This is a genomic window from Arthrobacter sp. 2YAF22_2, from assembly GCF_052114645.1.
In the GTDB taxonomy this organism is placed as follows: Bacteria; Actinomycetota; Actinomycetes; order Actinomycetales; family Micrococcaceae; genus Arthrobacter.
On sequence record NZ_JBFRFD010000762.1, the window covers coordinates 1 to 1,150 of the forward strand.

General features: G+C 71.3%; 1 pseudogene. It reads left to right on the forward strand.

The window, feature by feature from the left end:
- Positions 1 to 1,027, forward strand: a pseudogene (locus AB4Y86_RS19360) (TPM domain-containing protein); the annotation flags it as partial.
- Positions 1,028 to 1,150: the final 123 nt, after the last annotated feature.

A 1,150-nucleotide genomic window follows, 5' to 3' on the forward strand; every position in this document is an offset into this window, starting at 1 on the left:
GGACAAGATTGCCGCGGCCGAACAATCCCTGACCGAGCTGCGGGCAAAGTACGCCGACAGCGCGCTGACCCCGGTCGCGGACAACATCAGCCAGGCCAAGGAGCGGCTGGCGTTCGTGCAGAACGCCTCCGCCACGGCCCGGGACAAGCTCACCGCCGGCGAGGGCAGCCTGGCCGCCGTCGCCGTCCGGGCCGCCGAGGAGAGCCTGCACCAGACCAACGTGCTGYTCGGAGCCATCAGTAAGGTCGCCGGCAGCCTTGACGCGGCCCGCAGCGGACTGGAGTCCGCCGTCGTCGACACGTCCCAGGACCTCGCCCAGGCACGGGCCATGATCCAAGCGGGGGCCCACCCGGAACTGGCCGGACCGGTCGCCGGGGTTGAGGCGGCGCTGGCCCAGGTCAAGGCCGAAATCCAGGGCGGCAAGATCGATCCCATCGCCACCCTGGCGCGGGTGGAAACCGCCCACCAGTCCCTCGACGCGGCCCTCACCGGCATCCGCGACCAGCAAGAACAGTCCCGACGGGCGGCGGCCTCCCTGCAGCAGAGCATCACGTCCGCCCAGGCCCAGATCAGTGCCACCTCGGACTACATCATGGCGCGCCGAGGCGGGGTGGGCACCGAGGCCCGGAYCCGGCTGGCCGAAGCGCAGCGCAACCTCGACTACGCCCTGTCCATCTCCCGCAGCGACCCGGTCACCGCCCTGCAGTACGCCCAGCAAGCGCTCTCCCTCGCCGCCCAGGCAGCGCAACAGGCCCAGGCGGATGTGGATCAGTTCGGCGGCTTCGCCAACCAGGGCTATGGCCGTGGCGGAATGTTTGGCGGCGGTGGTGGCGGCCTCGGCGGCGCCATCCTCGGCGGCATCCTGATCAACTCCATCCTGCACGGCGGCGGCGGGGGCGGGGGCTGGGGTGGCGGCGGTGGCTGGGGTGGCGGCGGTGGCTGGGGAGGCGGCGACGCTGGCGGGGGCTGGGGAGGCGGCGATTCAGGCGGGGGCTGGGGAGGCGGCGGTGGCGGAGGCGACTTTTAGCAGCCGGTTACAGACTAGGCGCCGGCGGAGCCGTTCCGGCCGGCGGGTAGAAGCGGTACATTCACTGATCACCGAATTCAGTGGCACCACTGGATGGGACGAAAGGCAACACCATGGTTAAGC